Origin of the sequence: Myroides sp. ZB35, assembly GCF_001865835.1 — a bacterium.
Lineage (GTDB): Bacteria > Bacteroidota > Bacteroidia > Flavobacteriales > Flavobacteriaceae > Flavobacterium > Flavobacterium odoratimimum.
Map to the genome: position 1 here is coordinate 2,366,466 of NZ_CP017769.1, position 16,595 is coordinate 2,383,060.

A 16,595-nucleotide genomic window follows, 5' to 3' on the forward strand; every position below is an offset into this window, starting at 1 on the left:
ATTTAGTCGCTATTTCATACTCAGATAGATTGATGTAATGGGATAGCGATGGTTAGAGTAGATAGTAGAACTCACGTTGATAGTATAAAAAAGCAATATTTAGAAAGGAAAGGAGTTATCCTTTATGTAAAATAATTACATAATTATTATCAATACTTCGTTAACTAGTGTAGGTACTTTAGTAAAGATTTGTATTATTGTGTGTTGGAATTTAGAAGGAGTGGGGTAGAATTAGAAAGTAACTTATTTTTGGTTATAAAACTTTGTTTTAAAATAAGTATTTTTGGGAATTAGTTTCATAAATAGAAATAGTGTATGAATAAATATCGCTTAGTAGGAACCTTGTTTTTGAGTATGTTATGTGGTGCTATGGTGGTATCTTGTGATAAGCTTGGTAGCACTGGGTCTAAGGAGAATGCTGTAGCAAGGGTAAATGATACTTATCTAGACAGAGATGAGGTACATGGTATCGTTCCTTCTAGTGCTGATAAGCAGGATAGTCTAGCTATCGTGACTCGGTTTATAGATAAGTGGGCTACTAAAAAATTATTGATAGAAGCTGCGGAGTTTAATCTATCTAGTGATAAGAAAGAAGAAATAGATAAATTAGTCGATCAATTTAAAAGTGATTTGCTAATAAAGGATTATCTAGAAAAACTAGTACAGAAGAGTATAGATACAATTATTCAAGAGAAAGACTTGAGAGTGTATTATGATAAGTATAAGAGTAATTTCCTTGTAGAAGATATGCTAGTGAGAATGTCTTATGCTAATGTCTTAAAGGATAATAGTAATTATAGTACAATCAGAAAGTACTTTAGTTCGTCTCGAAAAGAAGATCATGAGAAGTTAGATGGAATGTCTCTGCACATGAAATCGTATGCTCTAAATGACTCTATATGGGTGGATGTGAAGCAGATATATGAGAAGCTTCCTTTCTTAAATAATAACAACAAAGATAATTACTTAAAAAACAATGCCTTTTTTGAGGTAGAAGAAGAAAATAGTACTTATTTTGTAAAAGTGAATACGGTATTATCTAGAGGAAGTGTAATTCCTTTTAGTTATTTAAAGAAATCACTAAAGATGATGGTCATTAATGATCGTAAAATGGAATTACTAAAACAATACGAAGAAGATATATTAAAGGATGCTAAAAAAAATAAAAGGTATGAAGTTTTTTAATAAGAAGGTAATGGTAGCTTTAGGGCTAGCTCTTTCTTTTGTAGGATTTGCGCAAGGGCAGACTAAACAGGGTAGAAAAATAGATGGAGTAGTAGGAGTAGTAGGAGATTACATTATCTTAGAATCAGAAATTGATAAAACGTTGATAGAGCTTAAAGCACAACGTATCCCTACAGGTGATTTATCAAGATGTGATTTGTTTGAAAAACTATTGGAAGACAAATTATTTGCTCACCAGGCTGTACAAGACAGTTTAGAGGTGACAGATGCTGAGGTGACTACTTTTATGAACGAACAGATCAACCGTATGGTGGAAGATGTAGGTTCTATAGATAAGATTATCCAGTTCTATAATAAAAAGAACGAAGAGGAACTACGTGAGGCATTATTCGAAATCGTAAAACAAAATAAACTGACGCAGAATATGCAACAGCATATCGTGGAGAAGGTAACTATTACTCCAGAAGAAGTGCGTCAGTTCTTTAACGAGATTCCTAAAGATCAGTTACCAACTGTAGGGGATGAGGTAGAGATAGCTGAGATTGTGATTAAACCAGAGATTTCTAAAGAGCAAAAGCAAAAAGTAATCGATCGTCTGAATGAGATGAAGAAAGACGTATTAGAGAATGGTGCTAGTTTCTTTAGTAAAGCGGTACTATTCACAGATGATAGAGGGTCTGCTAGTAATGGAGGATTCTATTCTATCACTAAAAAGTCTCCTTTCGTAAAAGAGTTTAAAGAGGTAGCATTCAACATGGCAGAGGGAGAGATCTCTGAACCATTCGAGTCAGAATACGGATATCATATCATATACTTAGAGAAGATACGTGGACAACACTTAGATCTAAGACATATCTTATTAAAACCAAAACCAACTGATGCTGCATTAGAAGAAGCTAAGAAAAGGGCAGAGAATATCCGTACGAAGATTGCTAATAAGGAGATTACATTCGCAGCTGCTGCAGCGAGTGAGTCAGATGATAAGGATACAAAACAAAATGGTGGTATTATGAAAGATCCTAGATCATTAGACCCACGTTTTGAATTGAATAATATGGAAGATAGAGAACTATATTTCTTAGTGTCTAATCTAAAAGAAGGCGAAGTATCTCAAGTGGCATTAAAGAACGATATGCAAAAACAAGAGAAATACTATCGTATAGTAACAATCAATAAGAAATATGCTGAGCATAAAATTGACTTTGCAGAGGATTATACGAAGGTTAGAAATATGGCTTTAAATAAAAAACAAGCTGAAGAAGTGAATAAATGGGTTTCTCGTAAGGTAAATGATGCTTATATTAACATTCAGGGGGAATTTCGTAATTGTACATTCCGTAATAATTGGCTTAAAAAATAAGAATATAATAATCTGAAGGAATGAAAACGACATTTTAGCAATAGGCTAGAATGTCGTTTTTTTTATGTTTAGGGGATAAATATCGTAATATGATATATTAAGCATTAAAAATTAATTAATTTCAGAAAAAGAGGTTCTGTTTATTAAAACTATTGAATTTAATTCAGTAAAGAAGAATGTTTGTAAATAATATTTTTTGTATTTGTAGGATTCATTAAAAACTTTTGAAAATAAATTAGTTTGCTTAAATTTGTGCTGACAAAAATTCAAAGTGATAAACTAAACATAATTATCTAAACTAAGAAGGATGAGTATGTGAGGATTAAGCTTAGAAAAAGAACTAATACAAAATAACATGTATAGGTTGATACAGGGTTCTATCCTCAACCTTTTATTAAATAGACATAACTATGAGTCTTTACAAGGATTACATCAACGAGATCGAAGAAAGAAAAACTCAAGGGCTTAATCCTAAGCCAATTGACGGTGCTGAACTATTAAGTGAAGTTATAGCACAAGTAAAAGATGCTGAGAACGAATACCATGAGGATTCTCTTAAGCTTTTTATTTATAATGTTTTACCTGGTACTACTAGTGCTGCAGGTGTTAAAGCAAAGTTTTTAAAAGAAATTATCTTAGGTGAGGTTGTAGTAAAAGAAATTACTCCAGCTTTTGCATTCGAATTATTATCTCACATGAAAGGGGGACCTTCTATTGAGGTTCTTTTAGACTTGGCATTAGGTAATAATGAAGCTATCGCTTTAGAAGCTGCTAAAGTACTTAAGACACAAGTGTTCTTATACGATGCAGATACATTACGTCTAAAAGAGGCTTTCTTAGCTGGTAATGCTATTGCTAAGGATATCTTAGAGAGCTATGCTAAAGCGGAGTTCTTTACAAAACTTCCTGAAGTAGCTGAGAAAATAGAGGTAGTAACTTTCATCGCTGGTGAAGGAGATATCTCTACTGACTTATTATCTCCGGGTAACCAAGCTCACTCTCGTTCTGACCGTGAGTTACACGGACAGTGTATGATCACTCCTGCTGCTCAACAAGAGATTAAAGCGCTACAAGCTGCACACCCTGGTAAGAGTGTAATGTTGATTGCTGAGAAAGGTACTATGGGAGTAGGATCTTCAAGAATGTCTGGAGTAAATAACGTGGCTTTATGGACAGGTAAACAAGCTAGTCCTTATGTACCATTCGTAAACATTGCTCCAATCGTAGGTGGTACTAACGGTATTTCACCTATTTTCTTAACTACAGTTGATGTAACTGGAGGTATCGGACTTGACCTTAAAAACTGGGTGAAGAAAACAGATGCTAATGGAGAGGTAGTTCGCAATGAAAAAGGTGAGCCTGTATTAGAACAAGTTTACTCTGTTGAGACTGGAACTGTATTGACTATTGATACAAAATCTAAAAAATTATATAACGGAGAACAAGAGCTTATCGATATCGCTAAAGCACTTACTCCACAGAAAATGGAGTTTATCAAAGCTGGTGGTTCTTATGCTATCGTATTTGGTAAAAAGATCCAAACTTTCGCTGCGAAAGTATTAGGAATAGAAGCTCCTGTGGTTTTCGCTCCTTCAAAAGAGATTTCTATAGAAGGACAAGGACTTACTGCTGTTGAGAAAATATTCAATAGAAACGCAGTAGGAGTAACTCCTGGAAAAGTGTTACACGCAGGATCAGATGTACGAGTAGAAGTTAATATCGTTGGGTCTCAAGATACAACAGGATTAATGACTGCTCAAGAGTTAGAAGCGATGGCTGCTACAGTTATTTCTCCTATCGTAGATGGTGCATACCAATCTGGATGTCACACTGCTTCTGTATGGGATAAAAAAGCACAGACTAATATCCCTAAGTTAATGAAGTTTATGAATGACTTCGGGTTAATTACAGCACGTGACCCTAAAGGGGAATACCACTCAATGACTGACGTTATTCACAAAGTATTGAATGATATTACAATTGACGATTGGGCTATCATCATCGGTGGTGACTCTCACACTAGAATGTCTAAAGGGGTTGCTTTCGGAGCGGATTCTGGAACAGTAGCTTTAGCATTAGCAACAGGAGAGGCTTCTATGCCAATTCCTGAGTCAGTGAAAGTTACTTTCAAAGGAGATATGAAGCCACATATGGACTTCCGTGATGTAGTGCATGCTACTCAATCTCAAATGTTACAACAATTCGGAGGAGAGAACGTATTCCAAGGTAGAATTATCGAGGTTCATATCGGAACTCTTCTTGCTGACCAAGCATTTACATTTACTGACTGGACTGCAGAGATGAAAGCAAAAGCTTCTATCTGTATTTCTCAGGATGATACTTTAATCGAGTCTTTAGAAATCGCTAAGAGCCGTATCCAAATCATGATAGAGAAAGGTATGGATAATAGTAATAAAGTTCTTCAAGGATTAATAGATAAAGCAAATAAGAGAATCGAAGAGATTAGATCTGGTGAAAAACCAGCATTAACTCCAGATGCTAATGCTAAATATTATGCTGAGGTTGTGATTGACTTAGACATCATTGATGAGCCTATGATCGCTGATCCAGACGTAAATAATGATGATGTATCTAAACGTTATACTCACGATACTATTAGAGAGCTTTCTTTCTACGGAAGTGATAAGAAAGTTGATTTAGGTTTCGTAGGATCATGTATGGTTCACAAAGATGACTTAAAGATTGTTTCTCAAATGCTTAAAAACCTTGAAAAACAAAATGGTGAGGTTAAGTTTAATGCTCCATTAGTAGTGGCTGCTCCGACTTATAATATCATTGATGAGTTAAAAGCTGAAGGAGATTGGGAATATTTACAAAAATACTCTGGATTTGAGTTTAGTGATTTATTGCCAAAAACAACTAACCGTACAGAATACGAAAACATTATGTACTTAGAACGTCCTGGTTGTAACTTATGTATGGGTAACCAAGAGAAAGCGGCTAAAGGTGATACAGTAATGGCTACATCTACTCGTCTATTCCAAGGACGTGTAGTAGAAGATTCTGAACGTAAAAAAGGAGAGTCTTTATTAGCTTCTACTCCAGTAGTAGTACTTTCTGCTATCTTAGGAAGAATCCCTACTATCGAAGAGTATAAATCTTCTGTAGAAGGAATTAACTTAACGAAGTTCAAACCAATTCCTACTAAATAATATACGCTAAATAGAAATATTTAAATGTAGTTAATATAGAACGAGCCTATCTAATATTAGATAGGCTCGTTTTTTTATGGGATCACGTTAATCAATGCATTGTGCATGATGTTCTATTTCAAAATTGCAAGAATTAGCAATAAAGCAAAGTTTGTTGGCTTGAACATGTAGTTGTAGCGCTAGTTCTTTTTGTGATTCATCTCTGATGCGTACTATCGGATTTAAAACCACTTTGGTTATACGTCCACTACCATCATCATTTAGTACTAACGTAGCCTCCGAATTATCTTCATAAGCAAGCACTTCTATATCGTGTTGCTGGCATACGTATAAATACGACATCATATGACATGATGTAAGAGCGCTTAGCAATAAATCTTCTGGATTTAGCAACGTAGGGTCTCCTTTAAAGGCTTTGGCTGCTGAAATAGGTAAAATATCTTTTCCTTCTATTTTGATGGTATGGCTTTTAGCATACACCTTTTTGTTCGACTCTTTTTGCTTGTCGATAGCAATCCAATTTAGCGCAGCTTTAAAAAGATGTTTGTACATGGTGTTTGTTTTAAATAAGACGATGAATTCATAAGTAGCATTTGCTTACCTATATATCATAGTTGGCGAGTTTAGGTAAGGGCAATAATTCCTCTTATTAGTTTGATTCAAATTTAAACAAAATACTCAACTAATCATTTGTTGTGATATTATACTTAGACATAGTATTATAGTCTATTTTGTAAACTTATTTCAATTAAATAGAATCATTTTAAATATATTGTTTTAACATTTATATAGAATTTATTAGAGGTAAAAAACTGTAAATTGTCTTAATAATTTAAATTGTAAAAAAAGAACTTTATTATGGCTTTTGATATTGAAATGATTAAAAAAGTGTATGATAAGATGCCTGACCGCGTAGCGAAAGCTCGTGAACTAGTAGGTCGTCCATTAACACTTTCAGAAAAGATTTTATATACTCACTTATGGGATGGAACACCATCACAATCATTTGAGAGAGGTAAAGACTATGTAGACTTTGCACCAGACCGTGTAGCGTGTCAAGATGCAACAGCTCAGATGGCTTTATTACAATTTATGCACGCTGGAAAAGAAAAGGTAGCCGTGCCAACTACAGTACACTGTGACCACTTAATCCAAGCAAAAGTAGGTGCTGCTACAGATCTTCAAACAGCACAAAACCAATCATCAGAGGTGTTTAACTTTTTATCTTCTGTATCTAATAAATATGGTATTGGTTTCTGGAAACCAGGAGCAGGTATTATTCATCAAATTGTACTAGAGAACTATGCTTTCCCAGGAGGATTAATGATTGGTACAGATTCACATACAGTTAATGCTGGTGGTCTAGGTATGTTAGCTATAGGTGTAGGTGGAGCTGATGCAGTAGATGTAATGTCTGGCATGGCTTGGGAATTAAAGTTTCCTAAATTAATAGGTGTGAAGTTAACTGGTAAGTTAAACGGTTGGACTGCCCCTAAAGACGTTATTCTTAAAGTAGCAGATATTCTTACTGTAAAAGGAGGAACTGGAGCTATCGTAGAGTATTTCGGTGAAGGAGCTACTTCTATGTCATGTACAGGTAAAGGTACTATTTGTAATATGGGAGCAGAGATAGGTGCGACTACTTCTACATTTGGATACGATGATTCAATGAGAAGATATTTAGCAGCTACAGGTCGTCAAGATGTAGTGGATGCTGCTGATAAGGTAGCTGAACACTTAACAGCAGATGCTGAAGTGTACGCTAACCCAGAAAAATACTTTGACGAGTTAATAGAAATAAACTTATCAGAATTAGAACCACATATTAATGGACCTTTTACACCAGATAGAGGAACTCCTGTGTCAAAAATGAGAGCAGAAGCAGAAGCTAACGGATGGCCATTAAAAGTAGAATGGGGATTAATAGGTTCTTGTACGAACTCTTCTTATGAAGATATGTCTAGAGCGGCTTCTATTGTAGAACAAGCAGTAGCTCAAGGAATCACTCCTAAGGCAGAATTTGGTATTAACCCAGGTTCTGAACAAATTCGTTATACAATTGAAAGAGATGGTATCATTGAGACTTTTGAGAAGATGGGAACAAAAGTATTTACCAATGCTTGTGGGCCATGTATCGGTCAATGGGATCGTGAAGGAGCTGATAAACAAGAGAAAAACACTATTGTTCATTCGTTTAACCGTAACTTCTCTAAGCGTGCGGATGGTAACCCAAATACCCATGCTTTTGTAACATCTCCTGAAATGGTAGCTGCTTTAGCTATTGCTGGTGACTTAGGTTTTAACCCTATCACAGATACACTAATTAACGATAATGGAGAAGAAGTAAAATTAGTACCTCCTACAGGTGATGAATTGCCGACTAAAGGTTTTGCAGTAGAGGATCCTGGATATCAAGCACCAGCTGCTGATGGTTCAAATGTAGTAGTAGATGTAAACCCTACTTCTAGTCGTTTACAATTGTTAGAGCCATTTACTCCATGGGATGGAAAGAACATTACTGGAGCTAAATTGTTGATTAAAGCTTTTGGTAAATGTACTACAGACCATATTTCTATGGCTGGTCCTTGGTTGCGTTTCCGTGGACATTTAGATAATATTTCTGACAATATGTTGATAGGAGCAGAGAATGCTTTTAATCATGAGACAAATAAAGTGAAGAACCAACTGACAGGTGCTTACGGAGCAGTACCTGCAGTACAAAGAGAGTATAAAGCAGCTAATGTTCCTACTATCGTAGTAGGAGATCAGAACTATGGTGAAGGATCATCACGTGAGCACGCAGCTATGGAGCCTCGTCACTTAGGGGTAAAAGCTGTATTAGTGAAGTCTTTTGCACGTATTCATGAAACAAACCTAAAGAAACAAGGAATGTTAGCTTTAACGTTTGCTAATGAAGCTGATTATGATAAGATAAAAGAAGATGATACAATCAACTTCTTAGATTTAACTGAGTTTGCACCAGGTAAACAGTTATCATTAGAGTTCGTACATGCTGATGGATCTAAGGACATCATCATGGCTAACCATACGTATAACGCTAGTCAAATAGAATGGTTTAAAGCAGGTTCTGCATTAAACTTAATTGCAGCAGGTAAGTAATTAACTCTACAATTCTATATTATAAAGGGTATCTCAATTGAGGTACCCTTTTTTTATCTGTTTGAATAGAGGTGTTATTAACTTTGAATTAACTAATTTTGCACTCTAGTTATAACTAGTAAACAAGACAACAAATGAGTGATATAGAGGATAAGAAAATAGTATTAGCAGTAGATGAGAAGCCTAAATTAGGGCAGTGGATTCTATTGAGTGTCCAACATTTATTTGCGATGTTTGGAGCGACAGTCTTAGTTCCTACCTTGACAGGAATGAATCCTGCTATAGCTTTAATATCGAGTGGTATTGGTACATTGGTCTTTATCTTTATAACTAGAGGGAAAGTTCCTTCATACTTAGGCTCTTCTTTTGCTTTTATAAACCCTATTATAGCAATGAAAGCTTTAGAAGCAGACCCTTCTTCAGGTATGCCTGTAGGCAGTTTTTTAGTAGGTAGTTTTCTTGTAGGAGTTGTTTATTCTTTAGTAGCATTACTAATTGCTAAGGCAGGTACTAATTGGTTAATGAGATTATTACCACCTATCGTAGTTGGGCCTGTTATTATGGTTATAGGATTAGGACTAGCGAGTACAGCCATCGGTATGGTGACTAATAATCCTCAAGGAGAATATGACTTAACTTATGTTATGATTGGCCTAGTTACATTAGCCATAACGATTATTACAGCAATATTTACCCGAGGTTTCCTTAGTGTTATCCCTGTGCTAGTAGGTATTGTAGGAGGTTATTGTTTTTCTGCAATCATGGGAGTAGTTCACTTCGAAAAAGTGATTGAAGCTAATTGGTTTGAAGTACCGAATTTTATGGTTCCTTTTGTACATTACGAGCCTACTGTGTCATGGTATGTTATTTTATTGATGTTACCTGTAGCTATTGTACCTATTGCAGAACATATAGGCCATCAGTTGGTGTTGAGTAAAGTCATTGATAAAGATTTAATAAAAGATCCTGGATTGCATAAGAGTATGTTAGGAGATGGAGTAGCTACTATGTTAGCCTCATTGATAGGAGGACCACCTAATACTACTTATGGTGAGAATATTGGAGTATTAGCTATTACAAGAGCCTTTAGTATATATATATTTATGGGAGCAGCATGTTTTGCTATTCTGTTTGGTTTTTGTGGTAAGATATCAGCTTTGTTAAGTACGATACCTGCACCTGTAATGGGAGGTGTTTCTATTCTCTTATTTGGTATTATTGCTTCGAGTGGATTGAGAATGTTAGTTGAGAATGATGTAGACTTTAAGGTAAAGAGAAACCTGATTATTTCATCAGTTATATTGATTATCGGTATCGGAGGAGCAGCTATTCATATAGGAGAATTATTCTCATTAGAAGGAATGGCATTGGCATCTATTATAGGGATAGTATTAAATATCGTATTACCAGGAAGAGTAGATGTGGACTTTGACGATATGTTTAGAAAATCTTAGTGCAGTTTTAGATAAGTACATTTTTTGTTGTGGCGACTTCTTTATATATTTAACTCAGAATACATTATAAAAAGATAAACGAAAAGTGATTGTACAATAATTATAACGTAGAATAGGTTTGTAGTATTTGTATAATGAGTATTCTAGATTTAAATATTGAATAAAGTAAGAGTATGAGTGAGAAGAATACCAAGAAGAAAGGATGGATATCTAATGCTATATTTATTATTGTATTAGGAGTTTTTTTATTTACTCCTTTAGGGGATAGTGTGAAGGTGTGGCTGAATAGGCTTGTGGCTATGAGTCCTAGCTTAGAGAAAGTCGAAAATCAACAAACAGTGAATTACGAGTCATGGCATTTAATAGATGAGCATGGACAAACTTTTGATTTAGATAAGACTAGGGGAAAAGTGGTTATCATTAACTTTTGGGCTACGTGGTGCCCTCCATGTTTAGCTGAGAAACCTAGCTTTCAAGAGCTTTATAACGATTATAAAGATAAAGCAGTATTTCTTTTCGTTACCTCAGAGTCTCCTGATAAGGTAAAGGCTTTTAAAGAGAAGCATCAGTATACTTTACCTATTTATTTTGAACAGAATGCAGCTCCTGCTGTCTTGTTTTCAGAATCTATACCAGCATCTTATGTAATAGATAAAAAAGGGAATATAGTAGTGCGTAAGTTTAGGGCAGCTGACTGGAATAGCTCTAAGTTTAGAGTAACACTAGACGAATTATTGAAATAAAAATGTAATACATAGAAGTATAAAAAAAGTCCAGCATTAGCTGGACTTTTTTATATATTAAGCTTACTATCTACTAATAGTAAGTATAACGTCTAACTTGAGCGATGTACTTAGCTAAGCGGATAACTTGGTGGCTATAACCATACTCGTTATCATACCATACGTACATAACTACGTTTTTACCATCTGCAGAAACGATAGTAGCTTTACTGTCAAAAATAGATGGAGCAGATGTTCCTACGATATCAGATGATACTAATTCGTTATTGATAGAATATTTAATTTGCTCTACTAAGTCTCCGTTAAGAGCAGCTTTTCGCATTACTTCATTTAAATCTTCTACAGAAGTTTCTTTACCAACCTCTAAGTTTAATACTACAAGTGATCCATTAGGTACTGGTACACGGATAGCGTTAGAAGTAAGTTTACCAGCTAATGATGGTAACGCTTTAGCTACAGCACTTCCTGCACCTGTCTCAGTGATAACCATGTTTAATGCAGCAGCTCTACCACGACGGTATTTCTTGTGCATATTATCTACTAAGTTTTGGTCATTTGTATATGCGTGGATAGTCTCTAAGTGTCCTTTTACTACACCGAAGTTATCTTCCATTACTTTTAAGATAGGAGTAATAGCATTCGTAGTACAAGAAGCAGCAGACCAGATATCTACTTGGTTTGGATCATACTCAGTGTGATTAACACCGTGAACGATGTTTGGTACACCTTTTCCAGGAGCTGTCAATAATACTTTAGAAGCACCTTTCGAAGTTAAGTGACGTTTTAAATCTTCATCAGTTTTAAAAGCACCTGTATTATCGATGATTAAAGCATTCTCAATGTCGTATTGAGTATAGTCGATTTCTTCTGGAGCATTAGCAGAAATCATGTGTACTGTAGTACCGTTAATGATTAAAGCATTGTTTTCAGGATCAGCGATTACTGAACCTTCGAAGTCTCCGTGTACTGAGTCATATTTAAGTAAAGAAGCACGTTTTTCTAAAAGAACTGCATCGTTTTTATCACGAGTTACAATTGCTCTTAAACGCATTTGTTGTCCTTTACCGATTTTATTCATTAACTCTCTAGCTAATAAACGTCCGATACGTCCGAATCCGTAAAGTACTACGTCTTTAGGTACTAATTCTTCTGTTTCTTTAGCGTCTTTTAATTTAGAAATAACAAAGTCTAAAGCATTGCTGTGCTTGTTGTCTTCTAAGTGATATTCATAAGTTAAACGACCGATATCGATTCTAGAAGGTGGTAAGTCAGCTCGTTGAATCGCTTCAGCTATTTCTACAGAATCAAAAATATTGATTGGTTTCCCAACAAATTTTGCAGCATACTCATGTAAGTTAATGATATCGCTAACGCTACGGTCAATAAGTTGGTTACGGAACATCAATAGTTCAATAGACTTGTCATACCATAGGTCACTAATAATCTTAATAAACTCTACGCATGCTTTTCTACGATCTGCTTGAAAAGCTAATTCTTTCTCGTAAAGACTAGTATTTTTCATATATTAAATTGTGTTGTGATAAATTACTGCAAAAGTCTGTTTTTTTAATGAATTAATCAAGTTGGAAAGTTTAAAATACTCTTTTTAGTGTATTTATTGGGTGAACCTTGCGATTATATTAGTAAACGAAGGTATTCTCCGTTTTTATTCATTAAAGTGAGCTTTATTTTTTGATTTTGATTAATCTGAGAGTCGATATTTTTAATTTGATTGATGTTAGAAACTTTGAGATCATTGATAGAAAGGAGAATACTACCGATCAAATCGTCCTCATATTTCGCAAAATCCTTGTCTAATATCTTCGTTATTTTAAATCCGTAGCTGATGTTTAACTCTTCTTTTTCGGCTGTATCTAGTTCTTGTAATTCTAATCCTCTAAACTCTATTTTGCGAGGTTCATTCTTACCAAGTGTTATAGAAGTACTATGTGTATCGTTACCCCTTAGATATTCTATTGCTACTATATCTTTAGGGCGTTTAGTATTAATGATTGAGCGGAGGTCTACAAAGGTCTTAATCTCTTTATTATTAATCTTAGTGATAATATCTCCATTTTTTAATCCAGCCTGAGCTGCACCAGAGTTCGTTATTATATCTTGAATATAAAAACCAAAAGAAGTATTGCTAATGTTGAGCTCTTTGACAATTTGAGGAGTTAATTCATATCCAGATACCCCTAGAGTAGCATTCTGTACATTTCCATATTCTAATAAATCCTCAACTATCTTACGCGTTACATTAGAAGGCACAGCGAAGGCGTACCCTACATAAGCACCTGTGTTAGACGAGATCATGGTGTTAATACCGATTAATTCTCCTTTAGTATTGACTAAGGCACCACCACTATTACCAGGGTTGATAGCGGCATCTGTTTGTATAAAAGATTGAATACTTGTCTTAGATAGATTACGAGCTTTAGCAGATACGATACCTGCTGTAACTGTAGAGGTTAAGTTATAAGGATTACCTACAGCGATAACCCATTCTCCTAGTTGAATGTCGTCAGAATCTCCAAATACGATATAAGATAATTTCTCTTTTGGTTCTATTTTTAATAGTGCGATATCCATTTCTTTATCCGTACCGATTAGTCTCGCTTTATACGTTTCATTATTCGAGAGTGTCACTTCTAGTTCAGAAGCATTAGCGATCACGTGGTTATTCGTGACGATATAACCATCTTCAGTAATGATAACACCTGACCCTGTTCCTATCTGAGGTTTTGGCGAAGGCTTATACCCATAGAATAGTTCCATAATAGGGTTAGAACGAGAAGATACATAGCTTAGATTTTTGACGTGGACTACTGTATTTACAGTATTTTCAGCCGCTTCAACGAAATCAATAGACGAATTTGGGATAATAGAAGATTTAGTAGTAGAAAGTGCAGAGGGTACATCCTCTAGTTTACTTAGTTCAGTATTGTTTTGATTTTCAAAAAAATACTTATAACCAGCCAGTGTCATACTACCACTTAATAAACAAATTAAAAAAACACCTAAGATCTTTTTCATATATAAATCTATTAATTAAATAAGACTAAAATTACTAAATAAAAATTTGAACAAAATGATGTTTAACCATCACTTAACACCGTGTTTTAACATACATTATTTGTATTTTTACCACTTTAAGTAAGATTAGCTATATGTTGAGATTTTATAAATATCAGGGAACTGGTAACGATTTCGTAATGATAGATAACCGCACTAGTTTTTTTCCTAAAGAAGACAAGGAATTAGTAGCACATTTATGTCATAGACGCTTTGGAATAGGTGGAGACGGTTTGATTTTGTTAGAAGAAGCAGAAGGATATGATTTTAGAATGGTCTATTATAATGCAGATGGAAGTGAGAGTACCATGTGTGGTAATGGAGGTAGATGTCTAGTAGCCTTTGCGAAACAATTAAAAATAATTAATGACAATTGCCGTTTTATAGCTATAGATGGAGAACATACCGCTACCATTAGTAGTGAGGGGATAGTATCGCTACAGATGATCAATGTGTCAGGGATAGAGATAGAGAAGTCATACAGCTTTTTAAATACGGGATCACCTCATCATGTACAGGTAGTGAGAGATTTAGGAAATTATGATGTATTCGGTATAGGACAAGAGATAAGAGAGAGTGAATTATACGCACCAGGAGGAACTAATGTAAACTTCGTAGAGCAGGAAGGTCCTAATCATTTCAGAATACGCACATTCGAGAGAGGGGTAGAAGACGAGACGTTATCTTGTGGTACAGGAGCTACTGCAGTAGCTATCTCGATGTATGCTCAGGGGAAGTGTGATCATAATGAAGTGAAGATAGATGTAGAGGGGGGAAGTCTGACGATTAGTTTTGAGACAGAGGATCGTATTAGTTATAGAAATGTAGTATTAAGCGGACCAGCCAAACTAGCGTTTGAAGGGACAATACAAATATAAAAAAGATGTTACATATTCGTGGGAATGCTATATTTTTACGTGCTTTAGAGCCAGAAGATTTAGAGTTCATCTATCAGATAGAGAATGATGTTGATTTATGGGAAGTTAGTAATACAGTGACACCTTATAGTCGCTTCTTGATTCGACAGTATTTAGAGAATGCTCATCTCGATATCTATGAAGTAAAGCAGTTGCGATTAGTAATCTGTGATATAGATACAGAGCAGACATTAGGGTTAATCGATCTATTTGAGTTTGACCCTAAGAACAATAGAGCAGGTGTAGGTATTGTGATCCAGCATCCAGAGGATAGAGGGAAAGGAGCAGGAGCAGAAGCATTAGAATTAGTTATTAATTATGGCAAAGAAGTATTAGGTTTGCACCAGCTGTATGCTAATATTTCGGTAGATAATTATCCTAGTCAACAACTGTTTTTAAAACACGGTTTTAAACTAGTAGGTATAAAGAAAGATTGGGAAAGAGTTGGCGGAGTTTATAAAGACGAAGCGTTGTATCAATTATTATTTTAAATAAAATTATGAAGTTAAAAAACATCTTAGTTATTCTAGTTGTTCTAGGGGGATTTGGACTATTAGGATACTTGTATATATGGTATGGTAAGGCGTTTTCGCCTAATTTAAAAGGTTGGGATGAAGAACAGTTTATCTACATTAAGCAAGAAGATAACTTTCATTATGTATTAAAGGTATTAGAACCTTATCTAAATGATAAAGAAGGTTTCGTAGAAATAGCAGAACAACGCAGTTATCCGTCTAATGTATTCAGTGGTCGTTTTAAACTTAGAAACGGAATGAATACCTATGACATCATCGAGGCACTTAGAAAGAATGTACCTGTGCGTCTAACGTATAATAACCTTGAGCGAATAGAAGATTTTGCAGGGAGATTAGGTTCTATGTTTGAGACGGATAGTATAGGTTTCTTAGAGACGTTCTATGAACCTAGTTTCTTAGAAGAAAACGGATTTACTAAAGAAAGTGTATTAGTCTCTTTCTTACCTGAGACATATGAATTCTATTGGAATGTAAGCCCTTTGAAAATCCGTAATAAGATGCATAAGGAGTACATCCGCTTCTGGAACGCTGAGCGTCAAGAGAAAGCAAAAGCTCTAGGGCTAACACCTGTAGAGGTATCTATCTTAGCTTCTATTGTTCAGAAAGAAACGAGTAAAGCAGACGAGAAAGAAAAAGTAGCAGGAGTGTACCTAAATAGAATTAAGTTAGGAATGCCATTACAAGCAGACCCTACTGTAGTATATGCTAAGAAACTACATACTAATGATTTTAAACAAGTGATCAAAAGAGTGTATCTAAAGGATACTCAGATACCATCACCTTATAATACGTATCAGAATACAGGGCTACCTCCAGGACCTATCTTTATGTCAGATCAGTCTAGTATAGATGCAGTGTTGAATGCAGAGAAACACGATTATGTGTACTTCTGTGCGAGTGTAGATAGATTAGGGTATCATGAGTTTGCGGTAACACTAGCTCAGCATAATGCTAACAGTAGAAAGTATAGTGCATGGCTAAACCAAGCAGGTATCAATTAAAAAAATAATAGAAGTAAGCTGTCTAATTTTG

12 protein-coding genes are annotated in these 16,595 nt (G+C 35.0%); 9 read left to right on the forward strand and 3 right to left on the reverse strand.

Annotation, left to right across the window (positions count from 1 at the left end; all coding sequences use genetic code 11):
- The first annotated feature begins 315 nt into the window (after window positions 1-315).
- The 3 genes from BK054_RS10705 (at window position 316) to BK054_RS10715 (ending at window position 5,718) form a co-directional block, all read left to right on the forward strand.
- Window positions 316-1,185 (forward strand): hypothetical protein, encoded by an 870-nt coding sequence (locus BK054_RS10705; RefSeq protein ID WP_006263114.1) that lies wholly within the window; start codon window positions 316-318, stop codon window positions 1,183-1,185.
- Complete coding sequence (locus BK054_RS10710) at window positions 1,172-2,545, forward strand: peptidylprolyl isomerase (protein WP_006263115.1); 1,374 nt, start codon at window positions 1,172-1,174, stop codon at window positions 2,543-2,545. The genes BK054_RS10705 and BK054_RS10710 overlap by 14 nt, the downstream gene beginning before the upstream one ends.
- A gap of 410 nt (window positions 2,546-2,955) precedes the next feature.
- Window positions 2,956-5,718: a bifunctional aconitate hydratase 2/2-methylisocitrate dehydratase gene (locus BK054_RS10715; RefSeq protein WP_058699427.1), complete on the forward strand. Its 2,763-nt coding sequence runs from the start codon at window positions 2,956-2,958 to the stop codon at window positions 5,716-5,718.
- Window positions 5,719-5,805: 87 nt separating this feature from the next.
- On the opposite strand, the gene BK054_RS10720 is transcribed toward BK054_RS10715, so the two are convergent.
- Window positions 5,806-6,270: an OsmC family protein gene (locus BK054_RS10720; protein WP_006256794.1), complete on the reverse strand. Its 465-nt coding sequence runs from the start codon at window positions 6,268-6,270 to the stop codon at window positions 5,806-5,808.
- Between the two features lie 306 nt (window positions 6,271-6,576).
- Between BK054_RS10720 and BK054_RS10725 the strand changes: the two genes are divergently transcribed.
- The 3 genes from BK054_RS10725 to BK054_RS10735 all read left to right on the forward strand — a co-directional run bounded on the left by BK054_RS10725 (window position 6,577) and on the right by BK054_RS10735 (window position 11,035).
- The gene (locus BK054_RS10725) at window positions 6,577-8,838 is read left to right on the forward strand and encodes an aconitate hydratase (protein ID WP_006263118.1); all 2,262 of its coding nucleotides are present in this window, start codon (window positions 6,577-6,579) and stop codon (window positions 8,836-8,838) included.
- Between the two features lie 134 nt (window positions 8,839-8,972).
- The gene (locus tag BK054_RS10730) at window positions 8,973-10,292 is read left to right on the forward strand and encodes a solute carrier family 23 protein (protein WP_058699428.1); all 1,320 of its coding nucleotides are present in this window, start codon (window positions 8,973-8,975) and stop codon (window positions 10,290-10,292) included.
- A 173-nt stretch (window positions 10,293-10,465) separates the two neighbouring features.
- Window positions 10,466-11,035 carry a TlpA family protein disulfide reductase gene (locus tag BK054_RS10735; RefSeq protein ID WP_058699429.1) on the forward strand — a complete coding sequence of 190 codons (570 nt, stop codon included), beginning with the start codon at window positions 10,466-10,468 and terminating at the stop codon, window positions 11,033-11,035.
- A gap of 73 nt (window positions 11,036-11,108) precedes the next feature.
- Here the strand turns inward: BK054_RS10735 and BK054_RS10740 are convergent, their stop codons facing one another.
- Window positions 11,109-12,557 (reverse strand): glyceraldehyde-3-phosphate dehydrogenase, encoded by a 1,449-nt coding sequence (locus BK054_RS10740; RefSeq protein ID WP_006256790.1) that lies wholly within the window; start codon window positions 12,555-12,557, stop codon window positions 11,109-11,111.
- 113 nt (window positions 12,558-12,670) lie between these two features.
- Window positions 12,671-14,071 (reverse strand): trypsin-like peptidase domain-containing protein, encoded by a 1,401-nt coding sequence (locus BK054_RS10745; protein WP_058699430.1) that lies wholly within the window; start codon window positions 14,069-14,071, stop codon window positions 12,671-12,673.
- Window positions 14,072-14,205: 134 nt separating this feature from the next.
- Between BK054_RS10745 and dapF the strand changes: the two genes are divergently transcribed.
- From dapF to mltG, 3 genes are read left to right on the forward strand one after another with little or no spacing between them, the layout of a single operon-like run.
- A complete protein-coding gene (dapF, locus tag BK054_RS10750) occupies window positions 14,206-14,988 on the forward strand; it encodes a diaminopimelate epimerase (protein ID WP_058699431.1) in 783 nt (260 codons plus the stop codon).
- Between the two features lie 5 nt (window positions 14,989-14,993).
- Window positions 14,994-15,518: a GNAT family N-acetyltransferase gene (locus BK054_RS10755; protein WP_058699432.1), complete on the forward strand. Its 525-nt coding sequence runs from the start codon at window positions 14,994-14,996 to the stop codon at window positions 15,516-15,518.
- A gap of 8 nt (window positions 15,519-15,526) precedes the next feature.
- Window positions 15,527-16,564 (forward strand): endolytic transglycosylase MltG, encoded by a 1,038-nt coding sequence (gene mltG / locus BK054_RS10760; protein WP_058699433.1) that lies wholly within the window; start codon window positions 15,527-15,529, stop codon window positions 16,562-16,564.
- The last annotated feature ends 31 nt before the right edge of the window (window positions 16,565-16,595 follow it).